At 70.8% G+C, this 21,442-nt stretch carries 21 protein-coding genes and 1 riboswitch; of the genes, 14 read left to right on the top strand and 7 right to left on the bottom strand.

What is annotated here, in order from left to right; translation table 11 throughout:
- The first annotated feature begins 92 nt into the window (after nt 1-92).
- Genes ACIBN2_RS41775 through ACIBN2_RS41760 form a run of 4 tightly spaced genes read left to right on the top strand, consistent with a single transcriptional unit; the run spans nt 93 to nt 3,639 of the window.
- Nucleotides 93-998 (top strand): ATP-binding cassette domain-containing protein, encoded by a 906-nt coding sequence (locus tag ACIBN2_RS41775; RefSeq protein ID WP_399142743.1) that lies wholly within the window; start codon nt 93-95, stop codon nt 996-998.
- A complete protein-coding gene (locus tag ACIBN2_RS41770) occupies nt 995-1,729 on the top strand; it encodes an ABC transporter permease (protein ID WP_399142741.1) in 735 nt (244 codons plus the stop codon). The genes ACIBN2_RS41775 and ACIBN2_RS41770 overlap by 4 nt, the downstream gene beginning before the upstream one ends.
- A 25-nt stretch (nt 1,730-1,754) precedes the next feature.
- Nucleotides 1,755-3,005 carry a sensor histidine kinase gene (locus tag ACIBN2_RS41765; RefSeq protein WP_399142739.1) on the top strand — a complete coding sequence of 417 codons (1,251 nt, stop codon included), beginning with the start codon at nt 1,755-1,757 and terminating at the stop codon, nt 3,003-3,005.
- Nucleotides 2,995-3,639 carry a response regulator gene (locus ACIBN2_RS41760; RefSeq protein WP_399142738.1) on the top strand — a complete coding sequence of 215 codons (645 nt, stop codon included), beginning with the start codon at nt 2,995-2,997 and terminating at the stop codon, nt 3,637-3,639. Before ACIBN2_RS41765 ends, ACIBN2_RS41760 begins: the two co-directional genes overlap by 11 nt.
- Before the next feature lie 18 nt (nt 3,640-3,657).
- On the opposite strand, the gene glgX is transcribed toward ACIBN2_RS41760, so the two are convergent.
- Nucleotides 3,658-5,910, bottom strand: coding sequence for a glycogen debranching protein GlgX (glgX, locus tag ACIBN2_RS41755; RefSeq protein ID WP_399142736.1), 2,253 nt, complete (start codon nt 5,908-5,910; stop codon nt 3,658-3,660).
- 218 nt (nt 5,911-6,128) lie between these two features.
- On the opposite strand from glgX, the gene ACIBN2_RS41750 reads away from it, so the two are divergent.
- The 9 genes from ACIBN2_RS41750 to ACIBN2_RS41710 all read left to right on the top strand — a co-directional run bounded on the left by ACIBN2_RS41750 (nt 6,129) and on the right by ACIBN2_RS41710 (nt 14,659).
- Nucleotides 6,129-7,361, top strand: a complete 1,233-nt coding sequence (locus ACIBN2_RS41750; RefSeq protein WP_399142734.1) for an Ig-like domain-containing protein — start codon at nt 6,129-6,131, stop codon at nt 7,359-7,361.
- Between the two features lie 165 nt (nt 7,362-7,526).
- A complete protein-coding gene (locus tag ACIBN2_RS41745; protein ID WP_399142732.1) occupies nt 7,527-8,768 on the top strand; it encodes an Ig-like domain-containing protein in 1,242 nt (413 codons plus the stop codon).
- 172 nt (nt 8,769-8,940) lie between these two features.
- Nucleotides 8,941-9,708, top strand: a complete 768-nt coding sequence (locus ACIBN2_RS41740; protein ID WP_399142730.1) for an enoyl-CoA hydratase/isomerase family protein — start codon at nt 8,941-8,943, stop codon at nt 9,706-9,708.
- Between the two features lie 296 nt (nt 9,709-10,004).
- Nucleotides 10,005-10,508: an ATP-binding protein gene (locus tag ACIBN2_RS41735; protein WP_399142728.1), complete on the top strand. Its 504-nt coding sequence runs from the start codon at nt 10,005-10,007 to the stop codon at nt 10,506-10,508.
- 76 nt (nt 10,509-10,584) lie between these two features.
- Nucleotides 10,585-11,394 (top strand): polysaccharide deacetylase family protein, encoded by an 810-nt coding sequence (locus ACIBN2_RS41730; RefSeq protein ID WP_399142727.1) that lies wholly within the window; start codon nt 10,585-10,587, stop codon nt 11,392-11,394.
- Complete coding sequence (locus ACIBN2_RS41725; RefSeq protein WP_399142725.1) at nt 11,394-12,581, top strand: hypothetical protein; 1,188 nt, start codon at nt 11,394-11,396, stop codon at nt 12,579-12,581. The genes ACIBN2_RS41730 and ACIBN2_RS41725 overlap by 1 nt, the downstream gene beginning before the upstream one ends.
- Before the next feature lie 57 nt (nt 12,582-12,638).
- Nucleotides 12,639-13,550 carry a MerR family transcriptional regulator gene (locus ACIBN2_RS41720; RefSeq protein ID WP_399142723.1) on the top strand — a complete coding sequence of 304 codons (912 nt, stop codon included), beginning with the start codon at nt 12,639-12,641 and terminating at the stop codon, nt 13,548-13,550.
- 60 nt (nt 13,551-13,610) lie between these two features.
- Entirely contained in the window at nt 13,611-13,823 is a 213-nt protein-coding gene (locus tag ACIBN2_RS41715) for an EF-hand domain-containing protein (protein ID WP_384263574.1), read from the top strand.
- Between the two features lie 176 nt (nt 13,824-13,999).
- Nucleotides 14,000-14,659, top strand: a complete 660-nt coding sequence (locus ACIBN2_RS41710) for an NADPH-dependent F420 reductase (RefSeq protein ID WP_399142721.1) — start codon at nt 14,000-14,002, stop codon at nt 14,657-14,659.
- 22 nt (nt 14,660-14,681) lie between these two features.
- Here ACIBN2_RS41710 and ACIBN2_RS41705 read toward each other — a convergent pair whose 3' ends face one another.
- From ACIBN2_RS41705 to gcvT, 6 genes are all read right to left on the bottom strand, one after another.
- Nucleotides 14,682-15,224: an MOSC domain-containing protein gene (locus ACIBN2_RS41705; RefSeq protein WP_399142719.1), complete on the bottom strand. Its 543-nt coding sequence runs from the start codon at nt 15,222-15,224 to the stop codon at nt 14,682-14,684.
- A gap of 55 nt (nt 15,225-15,279) precedes the next feature.
- Nucleotides 15,280-15,837: a GH25 family lysozyme gene (locus tag ACIBN2_RS41700; protein WP_399142717.1), complete on the bottom strand. Its 558-nt coding sequence runs from the start codon at nt 15,835-15,837 to the stop codon at nt 15,280-15,282.
- Between the two features lie 98 nt (nt 15,838-15,935).
- Nucleotides 15,936-17,303 (bottom strand): L-serine ammonia-lyase, encoded by a 1,368-nt coding sequence (locus ACIBN2_RS41695; protein ID WP_399142716.1) that lies wholly within the window; start codon nt 17,301-17,303, stop codon nt 15,936-15,938.
- 56 nt (nt 17,304-17,359) lie between these two features.
- Complete coding sequence (gene glyA, locus ACIBN2_RS41690; RefSeq protein ID WP_399142714.1) at nt 17,360-18,640, bottom strand: serine hydroxymethyltransferase; 1,281 nt, start codon at nt 18,638-18,640, stop codon at nt 17,360-17,362.
- A gap of 14 nt (nt 18,641-18,654) precedes the next feature.
- A complete protein-coding gene (gene gcvH / locus ACIBN2_RS41685; protein ID WP_399142712.1) occupies nt 18,655-19,032 on the bottom strand; it encodes a glycine cleavage system protein GcvH in 378 nt (125 codons plus the stop codon).
- 117 nt (nt 19,033-19,149) lie between these two features.
- Nucleotides 19,150-20,268, bottom strand: coding sequence for a glycine cleavage system aminomethyltransferase GcvT (gcvT, locus tag ACIBN2_RS41680; protein ID WP_399142710.1), 1,119 nt, complete (start codon nt 20,266-20,268; stop codon nt 19,150-19,152).
- A 145-nt stretch (nt 20,269-20,413) separates the two neighbouring features.
- Nucleotides 20,414-20,506: riboswitch (glycine riboswitch) on the bottom strand.
- Between the two features lie 191 nt (nt 20,507-20,697).
- On the opposite strand from gcvT, the gene ACIBN2_RS41675 reads away from it, so the two are divergent.
- Nucleotides 20,698-21,402, top strand: a complete 705-nt coding sequence (locus tag ACIBN2_RS41675) for an AAA family ATPase (RefSeq protein WP_399142708.1) — start codon at nt 20,698-20,700, stop codon at nt 21,400-21,402.
- The last annotated feature ends 40 nt before the right edge of the window (nt 21,403-21,442 follow it).

Below are 21,442 nucleotides of genomic sequence, written 5' to 3'. Positions count from 1 at the left end.
GCGGTCGTACCCCGGCATCAACCGATCGGCTGATGCCGCTTCGAGCGCGACGGCCGATGTGGCGGACCGCGCCGTCCCGGGACCCTGATGCCATGCCTGTCATCGAAGTCACCGATCTGCGCAAGTCCTACGGCGGCCGGCCCGTCGTCGACGGCGTCTCCTTCGCCGTCGAGGAGGGCGAGATCTTCGGCATCCTCGGTCCCAACGGCGCCGGCAAGACCACGACCGTCGAGTGCGTCGAGGGACTGCGCGTCCCCGGCGCGGGCCGCGTCCGCGTCACCGGCCTCGACCCCGTCGCCGACCACGCGCGCGTGTCCCGCGTCCTCGGCGCCCAGCTCCAGCAGAGCGAGCTCCAGCCCAAGCTCACCGTCCGCGAGGCGCTGGAGCTGTACGCCTCCTTCTACCCGAGCCCGCCCGACTGGGCGCCGCTCGCCGAACGCCTGGGCCTGACCGCCAGGCTGACCACCCGGTTCGCCAAGCTCTCCGGCGGTCAGAAGCAGCGCCTGTTCATCGCGCTCGCCCTGATCGGCAACCCCCGGATCGTCGTCCTCGACGAGCTCACCACCGGCCTGGACCCGCGGGCGCGCCGGGACACCTGGCAGCTGATCGAGGACGTCCGGGCCGGCGGCGTCACCGTCCTGCTCGTCACCCACTTCATGGAGGAGGCGCAGCGGCTGTGCGACCGGATCGCCGTGATCGACAAGGGGAAGGTGGCCGCCCTCGACACCCCGTCCGGACTCATCCGGCGCTCGGCGGGCTCCACCGTCATCAGCTTCACCCCGTCCGCGCCGCTGGACGACCGTGACCTCGGCGCGCTGCCCGAACTCGCCTCCGTCGAGCAGCGGGACGGCCGCGTCACCCTGACCGGCACGGACGAGACGGTCAACGCCGTCATCACGCTGCTCGCCCGCCATCGCGTCACCGCCCACCAGTTGCGCGTCGTGGACGCCACGCTCGACGACGCGTTCCTCGACCTGACGAAGGAGACAGCGGCATGAGCACCGCCGTACTGAGGACCGAGGTCCGCCTCTTCCGCCGCGAACCAGGCGCCGTCTTCTGGATCCTGCTCTTCCCGACCCTGCTGCTGGTGATCCTCGGCTCGATCCCGTCCTTCCGGCAGCACCAGGACGACCTCGGCGGCCTGCGCACCATCGACGCCTACGTCCCGGTCGCGGTGCTGCTCGGCCTGATCGTCGGCGGCCTGCAGTCCATGCCGCAGTCCCTGACCGGCTACCGCGAGCGCGGCATCCTGCGCCGGATGGCCACCACGCCCGTCCGTCCGGGCTCCCTGCTGTCCGCGCAGATGGTGGTGTTCGGCGCCGCCTCCCTGGTGTCGGCGCTGCTGGTGCTCGTGGTCGGGCGGCTCGCCTTCGACGTGCGGCTGCCGAAGGACGGCTTCGGCTACCTCCTCGCCCTCCTGCTGGCCGTACTGGCCGCGCTCGCTCTCGGATCGGTGGTGTCGGCACTGTCCCGTACGACGAAGATCGCGGGTGCGATCGGGTCCGCGGTGTTCTTCCCGTCGATGTTCTGCGCGGGCGTGTGGCTGCCGGTGCAGTCGATGCCGGACGTGATGGCCCGGATCGTCGGCTGGACCCCGTTCGGGGCGGCCGCGCAGGCGCTGAACAAGGCGGCGGCAGGGCACTGGCCGGGCTGGGGCCACCTGGGTGTCCTGGTGATGTGGATCCTGCTGCTGACGGGCGCGGCCGGTCGCTGGTTCCGCTGGGAGTGAGCGGACCGTGCCGGACACTGGGGTCATGACGAAGACCGTGCCACTGGAGCCCCGGGCCTTCTTCGACAGTTGGGGGCCCTACGCGCTGCTGTTCGCCGGCGTCGTCGCGGCGGTCCTCTCCTCCCGTCTGGTCGGCATGAGCCGCTCCGCGGTCGTCGTCTCGGCGGCCCTCGTGGCCGCGGGTGTCGTCCTGCAGGTGGCGTGGGGGAGGGTGAAGCGCAGCCGGCCGGGCCCGAGCCGGACCGGAGTGTGCCTGTACTTCCTGCGCTGGGCCCTCGGGTTCGCGCTGACCTGGCTCAACCCGTTCTTCGCCTTCTACGCGGTGACCGGCTACTACACCGCCGTCCGGGAACTGCCCCGCCGGCTGGTGACGACCGGTCTGTTCCTGACCGCGATCACCATGGCCGGCAGCGAGGTGGGCGGCATGCCGCCGCACGGGCTGGTCCTGTGGACCGGCTTCTACCTCGTCCTCGGCGTCAACATGGGCATGGTGACTGTGTTCACCCGGTTCAACCAGCAGGAACAGGACCGCGCCCGCGTCCAGGCCGAGACCATCACCGAACTGAACCGCACCAACACGGCGTTGCAGCAGGCCGTCGACGAGAACGCCGCCCTGCACGCCCAACTGCTGGTCCAGGCACGGGAGGCCGGGGTCGCCGACGAGCGGCGGCGGTTGGCGGCGGAGATCCACGACACCATCGCCCAGGGCCTGACCGGGATCATCGCCCAGCTCCAGGTCGTCGTGAACACGCCCGACCGGGACCAGGCCCGCGAGCACACGGGCCGTGCCATGGAGCTGGCCCGGCACAGCCTCGGCGAGGCCCGCCGCTCCGTGCACAACCTGGCGCCGGTGGCGCTGGAGAACGACGGGCTGCCCGAGGCGCTGAAGAAGACGGTCGCCGAATGGGGCGAACGCACGGGCGTACGGGCCGATTTCACGGTGACCGGCACCGCGGAACACCTCCACGAGGAGGTCTCGGCCACCCTCCTGCGCATCGCCCAGGAAGCCCTGTCCAACGCGGCCCGGCACGCCCACGCCACCCGTGTCGGCGTCACCCTCTCCTTCACCGGCGACGAGGTCCTCCTCGACATCCGCGACGACGGCACCGGCTTCGACCCCCTGGCGCTGCCCGCCCGCACCAGCGCCGGCGGCTTCGGCCTCGACGGCATGCGGGCGCGCGCCGAACGCATCGCCGGCTCGCTGGCCGTGGAGTCCGAACCGGGGCACGGCACGGCGCTGTCGGCTCGCGTACCGTTGGTCCGCCATGACCAGTGACGCCCTGATCTCCCTGCTGATCGTCGACGACCATCCCGTCGTACGCGACGGCCTGCGCGGCATGTTCGACGCGGCCGCCGGATTCACCGTCCTCGGCGAGGCCGCGAACGGCGTCGAGGCGCTGGAGCGGGCCGCCGACCTCGACCCCGACGTGATCCTCATGGACCTGCGCATGCCGGGCGGCGGCGGAGTCGACGCCATCAAGGAACTCTCCCGCCGCGGCGCCCGCGCCAAGGTTCTCGTCCTGACCACATACGACACCGACTCCGACACCCTGCCCGCGATCGAGGCGGGCGCGACGGGCTATCTGCTCAAGGACGCCCCGCGCGACGAGCTGTTCACCGCGGTCCGCGCGGCGGCCGACGGGCGCACGGTGCTGTCCCCGGCCGTCGCCTCCCGCCTGGTCTCCGCGGTGCGCTCGCCCGGCACCCCCGGCGGCGAGCCGCTCTCCGCCCGCGAACGCGAGGTCCTCGCCCTGGTCGCCAAGGGCACCTCCAACCGCGAGATCGCCCGCGAACTGTTCATCAGCGAGGCGACCGTGAAGACCCATCTCACGCACCTCTACGCCAAGTTGGGCGTGAGCGACCGCGCGGCGGCGGTGGCGACGGCGTACGAGCGCGGGATCCTCGGCTAGGGCGCGGCAGGCCCTCGCTCATTCGGCCGCCGACACCTTCAGCAGCAGGACCGACCGCGCCGGCACCGTGATCGACGTGCCCGACCGGTGCACCACCCCCGGCGCCTCCGCCTGGGCCTCGCACGAGGTGTCGACCACGACCTCGTACCGCTCGGCCCACGGCGGCCCCGGCAGCACGAAGGACGCCGGCCGGTCACCGGCGTGCAGGACGGCGAGGAAGCTGTCGTCGAGGACCGGTTCGCCGAGTTCGTCGCGGCCCGGGATGTCCCGTCCGGAGAGGTACATGCCGAGGGTGGCGGCCGGCGCGTACCAGTCCCGTTCCGTCATCTCCGTGCCGCGCGCGGTGAACCAGGCGAGGTCGCGCAGGCCGTCCGCGGAGTGCGCCCGGCCGGAGAAGAAGGCGCGGCGGCGCAGCACCGGGTGCCGGTGGCGCAGGGCGATCAGCCGGGCCGTGAGGTCGAACAGGGCCTTCCAGCCCGGCTCTTCGAGCAGTCCCCAGTCCAGCCAGCTGATCTCGTTGTCCTGGCAGTACGCGTTGTTGCTGCCGCGCTGGGTGCGCCCCAGTTCGTCGCCCGCGACCAGCATCGGCACGCCCGTCGACAGGAGCAGCGTGGTCAGCAGGTTCCTGAGCTGGCGGCGCCTGAGGCCCCGCACCCGCTCGTCGGGCGTCTCGCCCTCGGCGCCGCAGTTCCACGACCGGTTGTCGTCGGTGCCGTCCCGGTTGCCCTCGCCGTTCGCCTCGTTGTGCTTGCGCTCGTAGGACACCAGGTCGCGCAGGGTGAAACCGTCGTGCGCGGTGACGAAGTTGACCGAGGCGTACGGCCGCCGGCCGCCCCACGCGTACAGGTCGCTGGAGCCCGACAGGCGGTAGCCCAGGTCCCGTACGTCCGGCAGGGCGCCCCGCCAGAAGTCCCGTACGGCGTTGCGGTACCGGTCGTTCCACTCCGTCCACAGGGGCGGGAACGCGCCCACCTGGTAGCCGCCGGAGCCGACGTCCCACGGCTCGGCGATCAGCTTCACGCGCCGGAGCACCGGGTCCTGCGCGATGACCGCGAGGAACGGGGAGAGCATGTCGACGTCGTGCATCGAGCGGGCCAGCGCGGCGGCGAGGTCGAAGCGGAAGCCGTCCACGCCCATCTCCGTCACCCAGTAGCGCAGGGAGTCGGTGATCAGGCGGAGCACGTGCGGCTGCACGACGTGCAGGGTGTTGCCGCATCCGGTGTAGTCGGCGTAGCGCCGCGCGTCCGACTGGAGGCGGTAGTAGCCGCGGTTGTCGATGCCCTTCAGGGAGAGCGTCGGGCCCAGCTCGTTCGCCTCCGCCGTGTGGTTGTAGACCACGTCGAGGATGACCTCGATGCCCGCCGCGTGCAGCGCGCGCACCATGCGCTTGAACTCGCCGACCTGCTGGCCCGTCGTTCCGGACGCGGCGTACGCGGCGTGCGGGGCGAAGTAGCCGATGGAGTTGTAGCCCCAGTAGTTCTTCAGTCCGCGGCGCAGCAGGTGGTCCTCGTGCGCGAACTGGTGCACGGGCAGCAGCTCGACGGCCGTGACGCCCAGCCGGACCAGGTGCTCGACGGCGGCCGGGTGGGCCAGCCCCGCGTAGGTGCCCCGCAGTTCCCCGGGAATCCCGGGGTGCAGCTTGGTGAAGCCCTTGACGTGCAGTTCGTAGATGACCGAGTCCGCCCAGGGCGTCTTCGGGCGGTGGTCGTCCGCCCAGTCGTCGTCATCGTGGACCACGACGCCCTTGGGGACGTACGGCGCCGAGTCGCGGTCGTCGCGGACGGTGTCGGCGACGTGCTGCTGCGGCCAGTCCCGCACATGCCCGTAGACCTCCGGCGGCAGGCTGAAGTCGCCGTCCACCGCGCGCGCGTACGGGTCCAGGAGCAGCTTCGCCGGGTTCCAGCGACCGCCGGTCCACGGGTCCCAGCGGCCGTGCACCCGGTAGCCGTACCGCTGCCCGGGCATCACGCCCGGCACGAAGCCGTGCCAGATCTCGTGGGTGAGCTCGGTCAGCCGCGCGCGCGTCTCCTTGCCGTGCTCGTCGAACAGGCACAGCTCCACCGCCTCGGCCCCGCCCGCCCACAGCGCGAAGTTGGTGCCCGCCACCCCGTCCTGGCCGACCCGGAACCTCGCTCCGAGGGGCGTCGGCGCACCCGGCCGCACCGGCACGCCCGGCACCTTCCGGGGCGCGCCGTTGACCACGGCGGCCGGGTGTTCTTCCCCGTCGGCCTGCCCCTCGGCCACCGCCTCCTGCTCGGCTGCGCTGGACACCTCTCCGCCTCCCACGGCTCGTGGAACGACCTGGAAGAAGAGCGCACGGCGTCCCGGCCGCGGCTCCCCGTCGCGTCGTCCTCCCCACTGTTCTGCCCAGAGCTTGGCCAAACGACCCGAGGGAAGTGCGGGTGCGGCGAAGCCCCCGTGCGGTTCGCCCGCGGTCTCGGCGCACCGCGCTCACGTTTCCCCTGGGCGGCCCCGTCGTTGGGCAGCACGTGAGGCATGGACAAGGGCGCGCACGCCGCGCAGGGGCCGCGCTGGCCGCCGTACTGACATGGGCAGCACTGCTGGCCGGAGCCGCCGGCTGCACTTCGGACGGGGCGGGCAGGAGCGACATCGGAGAGGCACTCGGCAAGGCCCCCGCACCCGAGGACGTCATCCGCATCTCCCCGGACGACGGGAGCAAGGACGTCCGGCCGGGCCGCAAGCTCCTGGTGCGGGTGCCCAGCGGCCGCCTGGAGTCGGTGAAGGTCGTCAGGTCCCAGGACGCACAGGACTCCGCGGTGCCCGGCCGCATCTCCGCGGACGGCCTGCGCTGGGAACCCGCGGAGCCCCGGTTGTCGCTGGCCGCCAAGTACACGGTCGACGCGGTGGCCCTGGACGGCCACGGACGCCGCTCCGCACGGCACACCACGTTCACCACGTACGTCCCCGACGAGCGCTTCATCGGCTACGTCACCCCGGAGAACCGCTCCACGGTCGGCACCGGAATGATCGTCTCGCTGGAGTTCAACCGGGAGATCGAGAACCGTGCCGCCGTCGAGCGCGCCGTCCGCGTCAGCGCGAAGCCCGCGGTCGAGATCCGCCCGCACTGGTTCGGCAAGGCCCGCCTCGACTTCCGCCCCGAGCAGTACTGGAAGCCCGGCACCCAGGTCACCGTCTCCCTCAGGCTCCGCGACGTCGAGGGGGCGCGCGGTGTCTACGGGCTCCAGTACAAGACCTTCTCCTTCGCCGTCGGGCGCAGCCAGGTCTCCCTGGTGGACGCGGCCGCCCACACCATGCAGGTACGGCGGGGCGGGGCGCTGCTGGCCACCGTGCCGATCACGGCCGGGGCGCCCAAACACACCACCTACAACGGGAAGATGGTGGTGATGGAGATGCTCGACGTCACCCGCATGAACAGCCGCACGGTCGGCTTCGGCGGCGAGTACGACATCCCGGACGTCCCGCACGCGCTGCGCCTGACCGACTCCGGCACCTTCCTGCACGGCAACTACTGGGCGCCGGACGCCCCCGGGCACGTCAACGTCAGCCACGGATGCGTGGGGCTCAGGGACGTGAAGGGCGGCAGCTCCGAGACCCCGGCCGGCTGGTTCTTCGACCGCAGCCTCGTCGGGGACGTGGTTCAGGTCGTCAACAGCAATGACAAAAAGGTCGCTCCCGACAACGGCCTCGGAGGGTGGAACATGGGATGGAAGGAGTGGAAGGCGGGCGGGATGGTCAAGTAACCGGTGAGGGAGTGGGGATTGAGCCGGACGCGAGGAACGATGTTGCGACGGAACGGTGACCTTCACCTGACACGATCCCCAAAACCTTGCGGTTAATATGCGCCAATGCGCGCGTGAAACGCGCCGGGGCGCGGGCCTGACCAGGCCCGGCGAGGGGAGATCAACTTGAACGTGCGGCCGATATCGGGGGCGTCGGTTGACGCGAGCCGGCGCCGGCGCCGGGGGGCGCCTGTGCTCATATCCGGAGCGCTGCTGCTGGCCCTCACCGCGTGCGGCGGGGGAGGTTCGAGCGCCGGATCAGCCGGCGACGGCAAGGCCAAGGGGGCGGACGCGGCGCAGACCAAGCAGTCGGAGGCCGTCGTCACCATCAGCCCCAAGAGCGGCGCGAAGTCCGTGGACACCACCGGCGCGCTGAAGGTGAGTGCCGGCAAGGGCAGGCTGACCGCCGTCGAGGTCAAGGACGACAAGGGCACGAAGATAGCCGGGACCATGACCGGCGGCGGCACCGGCTGGGCCCCTGCCTCGCACCTGGCGGCGTCCACCAAGTACACGGTGCACGCGGTCGCCAAGGACGCCGAGGGCCGGGAGGCGGCGGAGGACTCGACGTTCACCACCCTCACCCCGCAGAACACCTTCGTCGGCAACTTCACCCCCGAGGACGGCTCCACGGTGGGTGTCGGAATGCCGTTCTCCGTCCGCTTCACCCGGGGCATCACCCACCCCGCGGACGTCGAGAAGGCCATCAGCATCAAGACCGAGCCGGCCGTCGACGTCGAGGGCCACTGGTTCGGCAACGACCGCCTCGACTTCCGTCCCGAGAAGTACTGGGCGTCCGGTACGAAGGTCACGGTGAAGCTGAACCTCGACGGCGTCGAGGGCCGCAAGGGCGTCTACGGCAAGCAGGTCAAGACGGTCAGGTTCACCATCGGCCGCAACCAGGTCTCGGTCGTCGACGCCAAGACCCACAAGATGAAGGTCACCCAGGACGGCAAGGTCGTCAAGACCCTGCCCATCACCACCGGCAAGCCCGGCTACGAGACCTGGAACGGCCAGATGGTCATCAGTGAGCGGCTCCGGGTGACCCGTATGAACGGCGAGACGGTCGGCTACGGCGGCGAGTACGACATCAAGGACGTCCCCGACGCGATGCGGCTGACCGACTCCGGCACCTTCATCCACGGCAACTACTGGGCCGGCGGCGCCTTCGGCAACTACAACGCCAGCCACGGCTGCGTCGGCCTGCGCGACGTGCGTGGCGGCTACGACCGCAAGGTGCCCGCGGGCTGGTTCTTCGACCACTCGATCATCGGCGACGTGGTGGTCGTGAAGCGCTCGCACGACCGGACGGTCGATCCCGCCAACGGTCTCAACGGCTGGAACATGTCCTGGGAGAAGTGGAAGTCGTAGACCTCCCGCGGTCCACGGACCGTGCGCTGCGGCCCCGGTGTGAGGTACTGCACCGGGGCCAACCCCGTTAGTCCCCGTGCTGCGTCTGCCTGGGGGGCGACCCCCAGACCCCCGGCCGAGTGTGAGCGACGGCACCGGCCCAGTTGCCGTTAGTCCCCGTTAACCTGCCTTCATGACCGTGAATCTCGAAGTCGCCGAAGGTGTCGGCACCATCCGCCTCGACCGTCCGCCGATGAACGCGCTGGACGTCGCCACACAGGACCGGCTGAAGGAACTCGCCGAGGAGGCGACCCGGCGCGACGACGTACGGGCCGTGATCGTGTACGGCGGGGAGAAGGTGTTCGCGGCGGGCGCGGACATCAAGGAGATGCAGAACATGGACCACGCGGCGATGGTCGTGCGGTCCCGCGCCCTGCAGGACTCGTTCACGGCCGTGGCCCGCATCCCCAAGCCCGTGGTGGCGGCCATCACCGGCTACGCGCTCGGCGGGGGCTGCGAGTTGGCGCTCTGCGCGGACTACCGGATCGCGGCGGAGAACGCCAAGCTGGGCCAGCCCGAGATCCTGCTGGGCCTGATCCCGGGCGCCGGCGGCACCCAGCGGCTGTCCCGTCTGGTCGGCCCGTCGAAGGCCAAGGACCTGATCTTCACGGGCCGTATGGTCAAGGCGGCCGAGGCGCTGACGCTGGGCCTGGTGGACCGCGTGGTGCCGGCCGAGGAGGTCTACACCGCGGCGCACGAGTGGGCGGCGAAGCTGGCGCAGGGACCGGCGATCGCCCTCCGGGCCGCCAAGGAGTCGATCGACACCGGCCTGGAGACGGACATCGAGACCGGACTGGCCGTCGAACGGAACTGGTTCGCGGGCCTGTTCGCGACGGAGGACCGCGAGCGCGGGATGCGGAGCTTCGTGGAGGAGGGGCCGGGCAAGGCGAAGTTCCTCTGAGCCTCCGCCCGTACGAACCCGTGAACTTCCCCGGAACCACTTGCAATTGACACGGCGTCTGATCCCGGTCCCTCGATGGGGCGGTTTATGGGAGCCTTAAGGCAACCTTAAGTCTGTCTCGTCGAGGGGGCTGTCGATTGCCGTCCGCGAAGCCCCCATCGCAGGACAGACGGGCTGCTGACATCCCCAAACTGCCTTTGGCATATGCCGAACGGATCATTCGGAAGGATGTGTTCCGGGGGGCGTATTCCCCCGGAACGGCCCCGAAGGGCGCTCCGGGCGGCCATGATGGGGGCATGGCGGGGCTGGAGGGCATCGAACAGCCGCGGGGACACAGCCGTGTGACGGCGGCGCGCTGGTCGCCCGCGATCGAGGACGAACAGGCGCTCAAGGCGCTCGACTTGTTCGGCAACCCGACCGAGGCGGAGGTTCCGCTGCCGTCGCGTCCGGAGTCCGCCGCCACCGCCCGCCGGCTCACCCAGGTCGTGGTCCTCAGGCACTGGGGCCTCACGCCCAAGATGGCCGAGGACGCCGTCCTGCTCGTCTCCGAACTCGTCGGCAACGCCGTCCGCCACACCGGCGCCCGCACCTTCGGTCTGCGGATGCGCCGCCGCCGGGGCTGGATCCGCATCGAGGTCCGCGACCCCTCCCGGGGCCTGCCCTGCCTGATGCCGGTGCAGGAGCTGGACGTCAGCGGGCGGGGCCTGTTCCTGGTCGACAAGCTCTCCGACCGCTGGGGAGTCGACCTTCTGCCGCGCGGCAAGACGACCTGGTTCGAGATGAGGGTGGCGGACCGCTAGGGGACCCCTGGGGCGCGACTCGAACGATGTCCCCCGACAGGGTGAATCACCTGATTTCCCACTGATCACCCTTTAAATGGGGCAGGTGACCTCGACCGACCGCCGGACGGCGCTTCGCACGGGCGCCGGGCTTCTCGCCGCGGGCGCCTTCACCGCAGGCTGCGCGCCGAACGGCGCCGTCGCGCGCTCCACCTCCGTGGCGCACGCGTCCGCCCGTTCCTCGGCGCACGCGGACGCCGATCCCCCCACCGCCTCACCCGCGCCGTCTCCCCGCGGCTACCCGGGCCGGCCCGCCCAGCTCACCCACGGTCCGCGCACCCGCCCCCGGGTGGCCCTCACCTTCCACGGCCAGGGCGACCCCGCCATCGCCCGCGCGCTGCTCACCACCGCCGAGAAGCACGGCGCCCACCTCACCGTCCTGGCCGTCGGCAGCTGGCTCGACGCGCAGCCGGAACTGGCGCGCCGCATCCTCGACGGCGGCCACGACCTCGGCAACCACACCCAGCGCCACCTCGCGGTGAACACCATGTCCGAGGCCGACGCCCGCACCGAGATCACCGCCTGCGCCGGCCGCCTGAAGAAGCTCACCGGTTCCATCGGCACCTGGTTCCGCCCCTCCCGCGCCCCGCTCGCGTCACCGCTGGTCGTGCGGCTGGCCCGCGAGGCCGGTTATCCGCACGTGCTGTCGTACGACGTCGACTCGCTCGACTACACCCGGCCCGGCGCGGACGCCGTGGCGCGCAAGGTCCTCGGCGAGGTCCGGGGCGGTTCCGTGGTGAGCCTGCACTTCGGCTACCCGGACACGGTCGCCGCCCTCCCCGTCGTACTCGAAGAACTCGCCCGTCGCGGCCTGTCCGCGGTGTCCACCACGGAGTTGTTCAGCTGATGCACACGACCCGGCTCACCCGCGTCCTCACCGCCACCGCCGCGCTCGCCGCGCTCTCCACCCTCGCCTCGTGCACCGGCGCCCCCGGGAACCACAAGGACGAGGCCCTCGGCAGCAATCCCGCCGTCGCCCCGGTGAAGGAGAAGGCGGCCGTCCGGGGCCTGCCCGGCATGCCGCCCCTCCTCGACCAGAACGACGTGTACGCGGCCGACCGCCCGAACCGGCTCTCGCCTGTGGTCAGGAACTTCCCGTCCCGCGTGTACGTCCCCAACACCAACTCCAACACGGTCTCGGTCATCGACCCGACGACGTACAAGGTCATCGAGACGATCCCGGTCGGCACCCAGCCGCAGCACGTCGTGCCGTCCTGGGACCTGAAGACGCTGTGGGTCAACAACGACCGGGGCAACACCCTCACCCCCATCGACCCGAAGACGGGGAAGGCCGGCAAGAGCGTCGACGTGCACGACCCCTACAACCTCTACTTCACGCCCGACGGCAAGTACGCGATCGTCATGGCCTCCCTCGACCGCGAACTCGTCTTCCGCGACGCGCACACCATGAAGCGCGCGAAGACCGTCCCGGTCAGCTGCTACGGCGTCAACCACGCCGACTTCTCCCCCGACGGCCGCTACTTCATCGTCTCCTGCGAGTTCAGTGGCGAGCTGCTCAAAGTCGACACCGAGAAGATGAAGGTGGTCGCGCAGGAGAAGCTGCCCTACGACGGCGCGATGCCGCAGGACGTCAAGATCTCGCCGGACGGCAAGAGGTTCTACATCGCCGACATGGTGGCCGACGGCGTGTGGGTCCTGGACGGGGACAAGTTCACCCGGCCCACCCTGCTGCACACCGGCAAGGGCGCCCACGGCCTCTACGTCAGCCGCGACTCGCGCGAGATGTATATCTCCAACCGCGGTGAAGGCACCATCTCCGTCTTCGACTTCACCGAGAACAAGCTCACCAAGAAGTGGCGGCTGCCCGACGGCGGCAGCCCGGACATGGGCGGTGTCTCGGCGGACGGCAAGGTGCTGTGGCTGTCCGGGCGGTACAACTCCGAGGTGTACGCCATCGACACCCGCACCGGGGAGCAGCTGGCCCGCATCAAGGTGGGCAGCGGCCCGCACGGCCTCGCGGTGTACCCCCAGCCGGGCCGCTACTCCCTCGGCCACACGGGCGTCTTCCGCTGACCACCCTCCTTCGCGCTTCTTGAGTCTCCACCCGCTGGAAGGCCCAGACTCGCCGACATGAGCGACGACGGCACCGCACTGTTCACCATCGGCGAGCTGGCCAGGTCCACCGGCCTGACGGTGCGCACCATCCGCTACTGGTCCGACGAGGGCGTCCTCACCCCGGTGACCCGCTCCACGGGCGGCTACCGGCTCTACGACGCCGCGTCCGCCGCCCGGCTGGAGCTGATCCGCACGCTGCGCGAGCTGGGGCTCGGGCTGGACGACGTGCGCCGGGTGCTGGCCGGGGAGCGGACGGTCGCGGAGGTCGCGGCGGCGCACGTGGTGGCGCTGGACGCGCACATCAGCACGTTGCGGGTGACCCGGGCGGTGCTGTCGTCGGTGGCGCGACGCGGTTCGACCGCGGAGGAGATGACCCTGATGAACAAACTGGCACGGCTGTCGGCGGCCGAGCGCAGGCGGATCATGGAGGAGTTCGTGGAGGAGATGTTCCACGGGCTCGACCTCGTCGACCCGGACATCCGCGAACGGATGCGGAACACCGCGGTGAACCTGCCGGACGACCCGACGCCCGAACAGGTCGACGCCTGGGTGGAGCTGGCGGAGATGGTGCAGGACCCCGAATTCCGGGCGCAGATGCGCAGGGCCGCCGAGTTCAACCACGCCGACCGCGGCCCGCACACGCCCGCCGGTGCGTCCATGTGGTTCGCCAAGCGGCTGGTGGAGCTGGTGGGCCAGGCGCGCGAGAAGGGGATCGCGCCCGACTCCCCGGAGGCCGAGAAGGTGCTGAGGAAACTGCTCGGGAAGACCGACCGGGCCGCGGTCCTGGAACGCATCACGGCATCCCACAACATCCGTCTCGCCCGCTACCGCGAACTGCTGGGCGTCCTGAAGGGGGCGCCGGTGCGGGCCTACGAGGAGGAGTTCGGGTGGGTGGTCGCCGCACTGGAGGCACATCCGGGCCGTTAGTCTGACCAGCGTCAGTACGCCAGCACGGCAGTGAAGCACGAACAAAAAGGGGCGGACCCGGTGGCCGACATCGAAGAAGCACGCAAGGATTTCCAGCGGATCGACACCGACGGCGACGGCTTCATCACCGCCGCCGAGTTCAAGACCGCCCTCGCCCAGGGAGGCGACTGGAACGTCACCGACTCGGTCGCCGAGGCGATCATCAAGACCCGTGACCTGAACGGCGACAAGGTCCTGTCGTTCGACGAGTTCTGGGCGTACCTCAGCAAGTAGGACATGCCAAGGGGGTGCCCGTCCGCCGTGCGGACGGGCACCTCCTTCGTCCTGCGCGGGCCCGCCCGGGTGGCGGGCCGCCCCGGTCGGCGCAACCCTCGGAATAGCGCGGGAGCCCGAGAGGTTGACGCCGCCCGAGACAGATGCGTGTGCATGGATTCACGAAAGGGCCTGTCATGAAGATCGGCATCATCGGCGCGGGCAACATCGGCGGCAACCTCACCCGCCGGCTCACCGCCCTCGGCCACGACGTCTCCGTCGCCAACTCCCGTGGCCCCCACACCCTCACGGCACTGGCCGAGGAGACCGGCGCGACGCCCGTACCCGCCGAGGAGGCGGCCCGCGGTGCGGAGGTCGTCGTCGTCACTGTCCCCGTGAAGGCGCTCCCCGACCTCCCGTCCGGCCTGCTGGACGGGGCGGCGGACGACGTCGCGGTCATCGACACCGGCAACTACTACCCGCAGCGCGACGGCCGGATCGCGGCGATCGAGGACGACGGCCTCACCGAGAGCCGCTACGCGGAACGCGAGATCGGCCACCCCGTGATCAAGGCGTTCAACGGGACCTACGCCCAGGACCTGCTCGAACGCCCCCACCCGGCCGGCCACCCCGACCGTATGGCGCTGCCGGTCGCCGGCGACGACGACGTCGCGAAGAGCAAGGTGCGGGACCTGATCGACGAGCTCGGTTTCGACACCGTCGACGTGGGCGGACTCGACGACTCCTGGCGCCAGCAGCCCGGCACGCCGGTGTACGGCCTGCGGGAGGGCGTCGACGCGGTCACCAAGGCGCTGGGAGAGGCGTCGCCGGAACGACCGGCGGACTTCCGGGGGTAACGAGCCTCTCGAGCCGTACGGCTCAGACGACCTCGAGGGGACGGTGCGGTCCGTCCGGCAGCTCGACCTTCACCGGGTCGCCCGGCCGCACCACACCACCGGTCAGGACCACGCTCATGATCCCGGCCTTGCGCCAGGCCGCACCGTCCTCGTCCCGCCCGACCAGCTGCTTCAGCAGCCCGTGCTCGAAACCGTCGATCTGCGGACAGGGGTTGCGCAGGCCCGTGACCTCGACCACGGCCTCGTCGCCGAGGCGCAGCAGCGTCCCGGTGGGCAGGCCCAGCAGATCGATCCCGAGCGTGGTGACGTTCTCGCCGAGCTGCCCGGCGACGACCTCGAAACCGGCATCCCGCACCTCGTCGAACAGCTCCTCGTGGATGAGGTGCACCTGCCGCAGATTCGGCTGCGAGGGGTCCCTGCGCATCCGGCTCCGGTGCTTCACCGTCGTACCGGCGTGGACGTCCCCCTCCACCCCGAGCCCCGCGAGCAGCGTGATGCTCTCCCGGTTCGGCTTGGTGAACGAGTACACCCCGTTGCTGCTGACCGCTCTGACCGACCCGCCCATGACGCCCCTCCGCCGCACGACCCCCGCTTCCGGGACCCTATACGGCGGTACGGCGTCAGGCGCCGGAGGCCCACTCCTTGAGAGCCGCCTTGTCGGCGAAGTCGGCGACGTTCTTGTCGTGCGGCTCGCTCGTGTACTGGTGGAAGCGCCACTTGGCCTTGATGCGGGGGTGGCCTGCGGTGACGTAGTCGGCGATCCAGAGACCGTCGCCGGCGTACGACGTCCGGTCGACGTTGAGCCAGTAGTCCCGGTTCGTGTAGAGGACCACCTGGTTGTTCGGGCGCAGTTCCTTGAGCTTGCGGATGAACAGGTCCTTCTCCGCGTTGCTCGCGTGCGTGCCCTCGCTGGTCGTCTCCCAGTCGACGGCGAGGACGTCGCCCGCCTTCTCGGGGGCGTGCTTCACGAAGTACTCGGCCTGGGCGTCGAGATGGCCCGGCCAGAGGAAGTGGTAGAAGCCGACGACGAGTCCGGCGTCACGGCCGTGCTTCGTCTGGGCGGTGAGTTTGGGGTTGACGTACGAACGGCCCTCCGTCGCCTTGATGAAGGCGAAGGAGAGGCCGTCGGTGCCGTACGAAGAGGACTGATATGCGCTTACGTCGATGCCGCGCAGCATGTGGGGACTCCCTGAAGTGCCGGTGGGGGGACAGGGGTTGATTACCCCTCACCTTGGCACGGGTGATCCCTTCCGGATGTGGAAACAGGGTGGAAACGTCAACATTCGATGATGTTGACCGCGAGCCCGCCCCGCGCCGTCTCCTTGTACTTCACCGACATGTCGGCGCCGGTGTCCTTCATCGTCTTGATGACCTTGTCCAGGGACACCTTGTGCGAGCCGTCGCCGCGCATCGCCATCTTCGCCGCCGTGACCGCCTTGACCGCGGCCATGCCGTTGCGTTCGATGCACGGGATCTGCACCAGGCCGCCGACCGGGTCGCAGGTCAGGCCGAGGTTGTGCTCCATGCCGATCTCGGCGGCGTTCTCGACCTGTTCGGGAGATCCGCCGAGCACCTCCGCCAGCGCGCCCGCCGCCATCGAGCAGGCCGAGCCGACCTCGCCCTGGCAGCCGACCTCGGCGCCGGAGATGGACGCGTTCTCCTTGAAGAGCATGCCGATCGCGCCGGCGGCGAGCAGGAAGCGGACGACTCCGTCCTCGTCGGCGCCCGGCACGAAGTTGATGTAGTAGTGCAGGACGGCGGGGATGATGCCCGCGGCGCCGTTGGTGGGTGCGGTGACCACCCGGCCGCCCGCCGCGTTCTCCTCGTTCACCGCCATCGCGTAGAGCGTGATCCACTCCATCGCGTGCGCCAGCGGGTCGCCCTCGGCGCGGAGTTGGCGCGCGGACATGGCGGCCCGGCGCCGTACCTTCAGACCGCCGGGGAGGATGCCCTCGCGGGAGATGCCGCGCGCCACGCACGCCTGCATGACCCGCCAGATCTCCAGCAGGCCCTCGCGGATCTCGTCCTCGGTGCGCCAGGCGCGCTCGTTCTCCAGCATCAGCGCGGAGATCGACAGACCCGTCTCCTTGGTCAGGCGCAGCAGTTCGTCGCCCGTGCGGAACGGGTACTTCAGCACGGTGTCGTCGAGCTTGATGCGGTCCGCGCCGACCGCGTCCTCGTCGACGACGAAGCCGCCGCCGACCGAGTAGTACGTCTTGGACAGCAGCTCCGTGCCGTCCGCGGCGTACGCCCACAGCGTCATGCCGTTGGCGTGGTACGGAAGCGCCTTGCGGCGGTGGAGCTTGAGGTCGTCGTCGAAGGAGAACGGGATCTCGTGCTCACCGAGCAGCCGGATGCGCCGCTCCGCCTTGATCTGCCCGATCCGGTCGTCGGCCGTCTCCACGTCCACCGTGCGGGGCGAGGCGCCCTCGAGACCGAGCAGCACCGCCTTCGGGGTGCCGTGCCCGTGGCCGGTCGCGCCCAGGGAGCCGTACAGCTCGGAGCGCACCGAGGCGACCGAGTCGAGCAGCTCCTCGTTGCGCAGCCTGCGGGCGAACATGCGGGCCGCGCGCATCGGGCCCACCGTGTGGGAACTGGACGGGCCTATGCCGACCGAGAACAGATCGAACACCGAGATGGCCACGGGAAATCCTCCTGAGAGGGTGGGGGCACACGTCGTCGGGTGCCCCCACCACGGAACTACTTGTTCAGACCCGGGTAGAGCGGGTGCTTGTCGGCGAGCGCCCCGACCCTGGCCTTGAGTGCCTCGGCCTCGGCCTCCCCGAAGGGGGAAGGCGCCTTCAGTGCCTCGGCGATGACGTCCGCGACCTCGGCGAAGTCCTCCGCGGTGAAGCCGCGGGTGGCCAGCGCCGGGGTGCCGATCCGCAGCCCCGAGGTCACCATCGGCGGGCGCGGGTCGTCGGGCACCGCGTTGCGGTTGACCGTGATCCCCACCTCGTGCAGCCGGTCCTCGGCCTGCTGCCCGTCCAGCTCGGACTCGCGCAGGTCGACCAGGATCAGATGCACGTCCGTGCCGCCGGACAGCACGTTCACCCCGGCCTCCCGGGCGTCCGCAGCGGTCAGCCGCTCGGCCAGGATGCGCGCACCCTCCACCGTACGCCGCTGGCGCTCCGCGAACTCCTCGCTCGCCGCGACCTTGAAGGAGACCGCCTTGGCGGCGATCACATGCTCCAGCGGGCCGCCCTGGAAGCCGGGGAAGACCGAGGAGTTGAGCTTCTTCGCGAAGTCCTTCTTCGCCAGGATGATGCCGCCGCGCGGCCCGCCCAGCGTCTTGTGCGTGGTGGAGGTGACCACGTCGGCGTGCTCGACCGGGTTGGGGTGCAGCCCGGCCGCGACCAGGCCGGCGAAGTGCGCCATGTCCACCCACAGGTAGGCGCCCACCTCGTCGGCGATCCGGCGGAACGCGGCGAAGTCCAGCTGCCGCGGATACGCCGACCAGCCCGCGATGATCACCTTCGGCCGGTGCTCCTTGGCCAGCTTCTCCAGCTCGGCCATGTCGACCAGACCGGTCGCCGGGTCCACGTGGTAGGCGACCACGTTGAACTGCTTGCCGGAGAAGTTCAGCCGCATCCCGTGGGTCAGGTGCCCGCCGTGGGCGAGGTCCAGCCCGAGGATGGTGTCGCCGGGCCGGGCCAGCGCGAACAGCGCGGCCTGGTTGGCGGAGGCCCCGGAGTGCGGCTGGACGTTGGCGTACTCGGCGCCGAAGAGGTCCTTGACCCGGTCGATGGCGATCTGCTCGGCGACGTCGACGTGCTCGCAGCCGCCGTAGTAGCGCCGGCCCGGGTAGCCCTCGGCGTACTTGTTGGTCAGGACCGACCCCTGGGCCTCCATGACCGCGAGCGGCGCGAAGTTCTCGGAGGCGATCATCTCCAGGGTCGACTGCTGGCGCACCAGCTCGGCGTCGACCGCCGCGGCGATCTCCGGGTCCAGCTCGTGCAGGGACGTGTTCAGGACAGACATGCGTCTACGGCTCCTCAGCCGGCGTTCTGGGCGGTGTACTCATCGGCGGAGAGCAGGTCGGACGGCTCCTCGGTGAGCCGGACCTTGAACAGCCAGCCGCCCTCGAAGGGGGCCGAGTTCACCAGGGACGGGTCGTTGACGACGTCCTCGTTGATCTCGGTGACCTCACCGGTGACGGGGGAGTACAGGTCGCTGACCGACTTGGTCGACTCCAGCTCGCCGCAGGTCTCGCCCGCGGTCACCGCGGAGCCGACCTCGGGAAGCTGGGCGTAGACGACGTCGCCGAGCGCGTTCGCCGCGAACTCGGTGATGCCGACCGTCGAGACGCCGTCCTCGGCGGCCGACAGCCACTCGTGCTCCTTGCTGTAGCGCAGCTGCTGGGGGTTGCTCATGGCCTGAATTCTCCTGTACGCGCGAAGGTGCTGGTGAATGGGGGACTGCTGAATGCGTGTGGGAACAGGGAGATGTGCGCAGGGTCACGCGGGTGGCCCGCCGCACCCGTCCAGTGTCTACTTCTGGCGCTTGTAGAACGGCAGTGCCACGACCTCGTACGGTTCGTGGCTGCCCCGGATGTCCACGCCGACGCCGGAGGTGCCGGGCGCCGCGTGCGCCGCGTCGACGTACGCCATCGCGATCGGCCTGCCCAGCGTGGGGGAGGGTGCGCCGGAGGTGACCTCGCCGATCACGGCGCCGCCCGCGACGACCGGGTACCCGGCGCGCGGGACCCGGCGGCCCTCGGCGACCAGGCCGACCAGGACGCGCGGCGGGTTCTCCTGCGCGCGCTCGGCGGCCTCCTGCAGCGCGGCGCGCCCCACGAAGTCGCCCTCCTTCTCGAACTTCACCACCCGGCCGAGCCCGGCGTCGAAGGGGGTGAGGGAGGTCGTCAGCTCGTGCCCGTACAGCGGCATGCCCGCCTCCAGGCGCAGGGTGTCCCGGCAGGACAGCCCGCAGGGGACCAGGCCGGCGCCCTCGCCCGCCTTGGTCAGCGCCTGCCACAGCTCGACGGCGTGCTCCGGCTTCACGAACAGCTCGAAGCCGTCCTCGCCGGTGTAGCCGGTGCGCGCGATCAGCGCGGGGACGCCGGCGACGGTGCCGGGCAGGCCCGCGTAGTACTTCAGGCCGTCGAGATCGGCGTCGGTCAGGGACTTGAGGATCCCGGGCGACTCGGGGCCCTGCACGGCGAGCAGCGCGTAGGCGTCCCGGTCGTCGCGCACCTCGGCGTCGAAGCCCCCGGCCCGCTCGGTCAGCGCGTCGAGGACGATCTGGGCGTTGGAGGCGTTGGCGACGACCATGTACTCGGTCTCGCCGAGCCGGTAGACGATCAGGTCGTCCAGGATGCCGCCGTCGGCCCGGCAGATCATCGTGTAGCGGGCGCGGCCGAGGCCCACGGAGGCGATGTTGCCGACCAGGGCGAAGTTCAGCAGGGCGGCGGCCTCGGGGCCGGTGACCGTGATCTCGCCCATGTGCGAGAGGTCGAAGAGCCCGGCCCGGGTGCGCACCGCGAGATGCTCGTCGCGCTCGGAGCCGTAGCGCAGGGGCATGTCCCAGCCGGCGAAGTCGGTCATCGTCGCGCCGAGCGAGCGATGCAGGGCATCGAGCGCGGTACGGCGCGGTTCGGTACTGCTCATCGGTCCGTCTCCCAAGTCATGACAGATGGTTGTTCCTCCCCATCTGTCATCGGAACCTGAGAGGTTCGCCCTGATCGCGGCAGGCGATCCGGGGCTTGCACCTTGGGTGGAGCCACTGACGCAGCGGCCCGCTTTTCAGATGTGCCTCGCCCGCGCGGTAACGGGGCCTGAGAGATTCAAGGGAGGAACTTGCTCCTTCGGCGCCCCAGCGGTCTGGGGACTCTCCCGCGCGGATTCAAGCGGCCGGTATGCAGTTGGCGCGCACATCATTGCACGCCTTCTCCACGGGTGGCAGGTCCGCATCCGGCCCTCCCCTTTGTGACCGGCTTGTGGCAGAGCGATCACGAAAACACGAGACACCGCGCATTACCTTCTCTTTACACTCGACGGGCAGGGAATCCGCACCCGGCCCAGGGGAGGACGATCACGGTGAACAGGCCCACGGCGTACGCCACGACCTCGGCGCTCGCGCTGCCGAAGCAGGCCGCGGTCCCGGCCCGGGAGGCTTGCGGCGGCCGGGCTCCCGTGGTCCGCGACCTGCGCGACCGCTCGGGACGCAGCCCGCACGCGCTGCTCTTCGGCCCCCGTGACCTCGTGGTGATCACCGGTCTGCCCGGCAGCGGCAAGTCCACGCTGATGGAGCGCGCGGTGCGGGGCGTCCGCATCGACTCCCAGGACGCCCGCGACCGCTGGGCCGCCCGCCTTCCCCGCCTCCTGCCGTACGCGCTCTACCGCCCCCTGGTCCGCCTCGCGCACTACGCCGGCCTGCGCCGGGCCCTGCGCGGCGGCGAGGGCACGGTCGTGCACGACTGCGGCACGCAGACGTGGGTGCGCGGCTGGCTGGCCCGCGAGGCCCGCCGCCGCGGCGGCACCCTGCATCTGCTGCTCCTGGACGTCACCCCGGACACGGCCCTCAGGGGCCAGGACGAGCGCGGCCGGGGTGTCTCCCGCTACGCCTTCCTGCGGCACCGCACGGCGGCCGCCCGGCTGATCCGCTCCGTCGAGCGGGGTGACCTGCCCGAGGGCGTGGGCTCGGCAGTGCTCCTGGACCGGGACGCGGCGGACGTGCTGCGCAGGATCGGCTTCACGGGCCGGCCTCATGAGGACCGGGCCCCCGCCCCGCCCACCCGCTAGCCTTTCCAGCCTCAGCAGTGGTTCTCCGAAGCACCGGTTC

It is taken from the genome of Streptomyces sp. NPDC050534, assembly GCF_044457745.1.
Lineage (GTDB): Bacteria > Actinomycetota > Actinomycetes > Streptomycetales > Streptomycetaceae > Streptomyces.
This window is presented reverse-complemented; position numbering and strand designations above follow the sequence as displayed.

Excerpts from the sequence above, each read along its gene's own strand:
- ACIBN2_RS41775 (WP_399142743.1), top strand. The coding sequence starts at position 93 with ATGCCTGTCATCGAAGTCACCGATCTGCGCAAGTCCTACGGCGGCCGG.
- ACIBN2_RS41770 (WP_399142741.1), top strand. The coding sequence starts at position 995 with ATGAGCACCGCCGTACTGAGGACCGAGGTCCGCCTCTTCCGCCGCGAA.
- ACIBN2_RS41765 (WP_399142739.1), top strand. The coding sequence starts at position 1,755 with ATGACGAAGACCGTGCCACTGGAGCCCCGGGCCTTCTTCGACAGTTGG.
- ACIBN2_RS41760 (WP_399142738.1), top strand. The coding sequence starts at position 2,995 with ATGACCAGTGACGCCCTGATCTCCCTGCTGATCGTCGACGACCATCCC.
- ACIBN2_RS41740 (WP_399142730.1), top strand. The coding sequence starts at position 8,941 with ATGACCGTGAATCTCGAAGTCGCCGAAGGTGTCGGCACCATCCGCCTC.
- ACIBN2_RS41735 (WP_399142728.1), top strand. The coding sequence starts at position 10,005 with ATGGCGGGGCTGGAGGGCATCGAACAGCCGCGGGGACACAGCCGTGTG.
- ACIBN2_RS41730 (WP_399142727.1), top strand. The coding sequence starts at position 10,585 with ATGGGGCAGGTGACCTCGACCGACCGCCGGACGGCGCTTCGCACGGGC.
- ACIBN2_RS41725 (WP_399142725.1), top strand. The coding sequence starts at position 11,394 with ATGCACACGACCCGGCTCACCCGCGTCCTCACCGCCACCGCCGCGCTC.
- ACIBN2_RS41720 (WP_399142723.1), top strand. The coding sequence starts at position 12,639 with ATGAGCGACGACGGCACCGCACTGTTCACCATCGGCGAGCTGGCCAGG.
- ACIBN2_RS41710 (WP_399142721.1), top strand. The coding sequence starts at position 14,000 with ATGAAGATCGGCATCATCGGCGCGGGCAACATCGGCGGCAACCTCACC.
- ACIBN2_RS41705 (WP_399142719.1), bottom strand. The coding sequence starts at position 15,224 with ATGGGCGGGTCGGTCAGAGCGGTCAGCAGCAACGGGGTGTACTCGTTC.
- ACIBN2_RS41700 (WP_399142717.1), bottom strand. The coding sequence starts at position 15,837 with ATGCTGCGCGGCATCGACGTAAGCGCATATCAGTCCTCTTCGTACGGC.
- glyA (WP_399142714.1), bottom strand. The coding sequence starts at position 18,640 with ATGTCTGTCCTGAACACGTCCCTGCACGAGCTGGACCCGGAGATCGCC.
- gcvH (WP_399142712.1), bottom strand. The coding sequence starts at position 19,032 with ATGAGCAACCCCCAGCAGCTGCGCTACAGCAAGGAGCACGAGTGGCTG.
- gcvT (WP_399142710.1), bottom strand. The coding sequence starts at position 20,268 with ATGAGCAGTACCGAACCGCGCCGTACCGCGCTCGATGCCCTGCATCGC.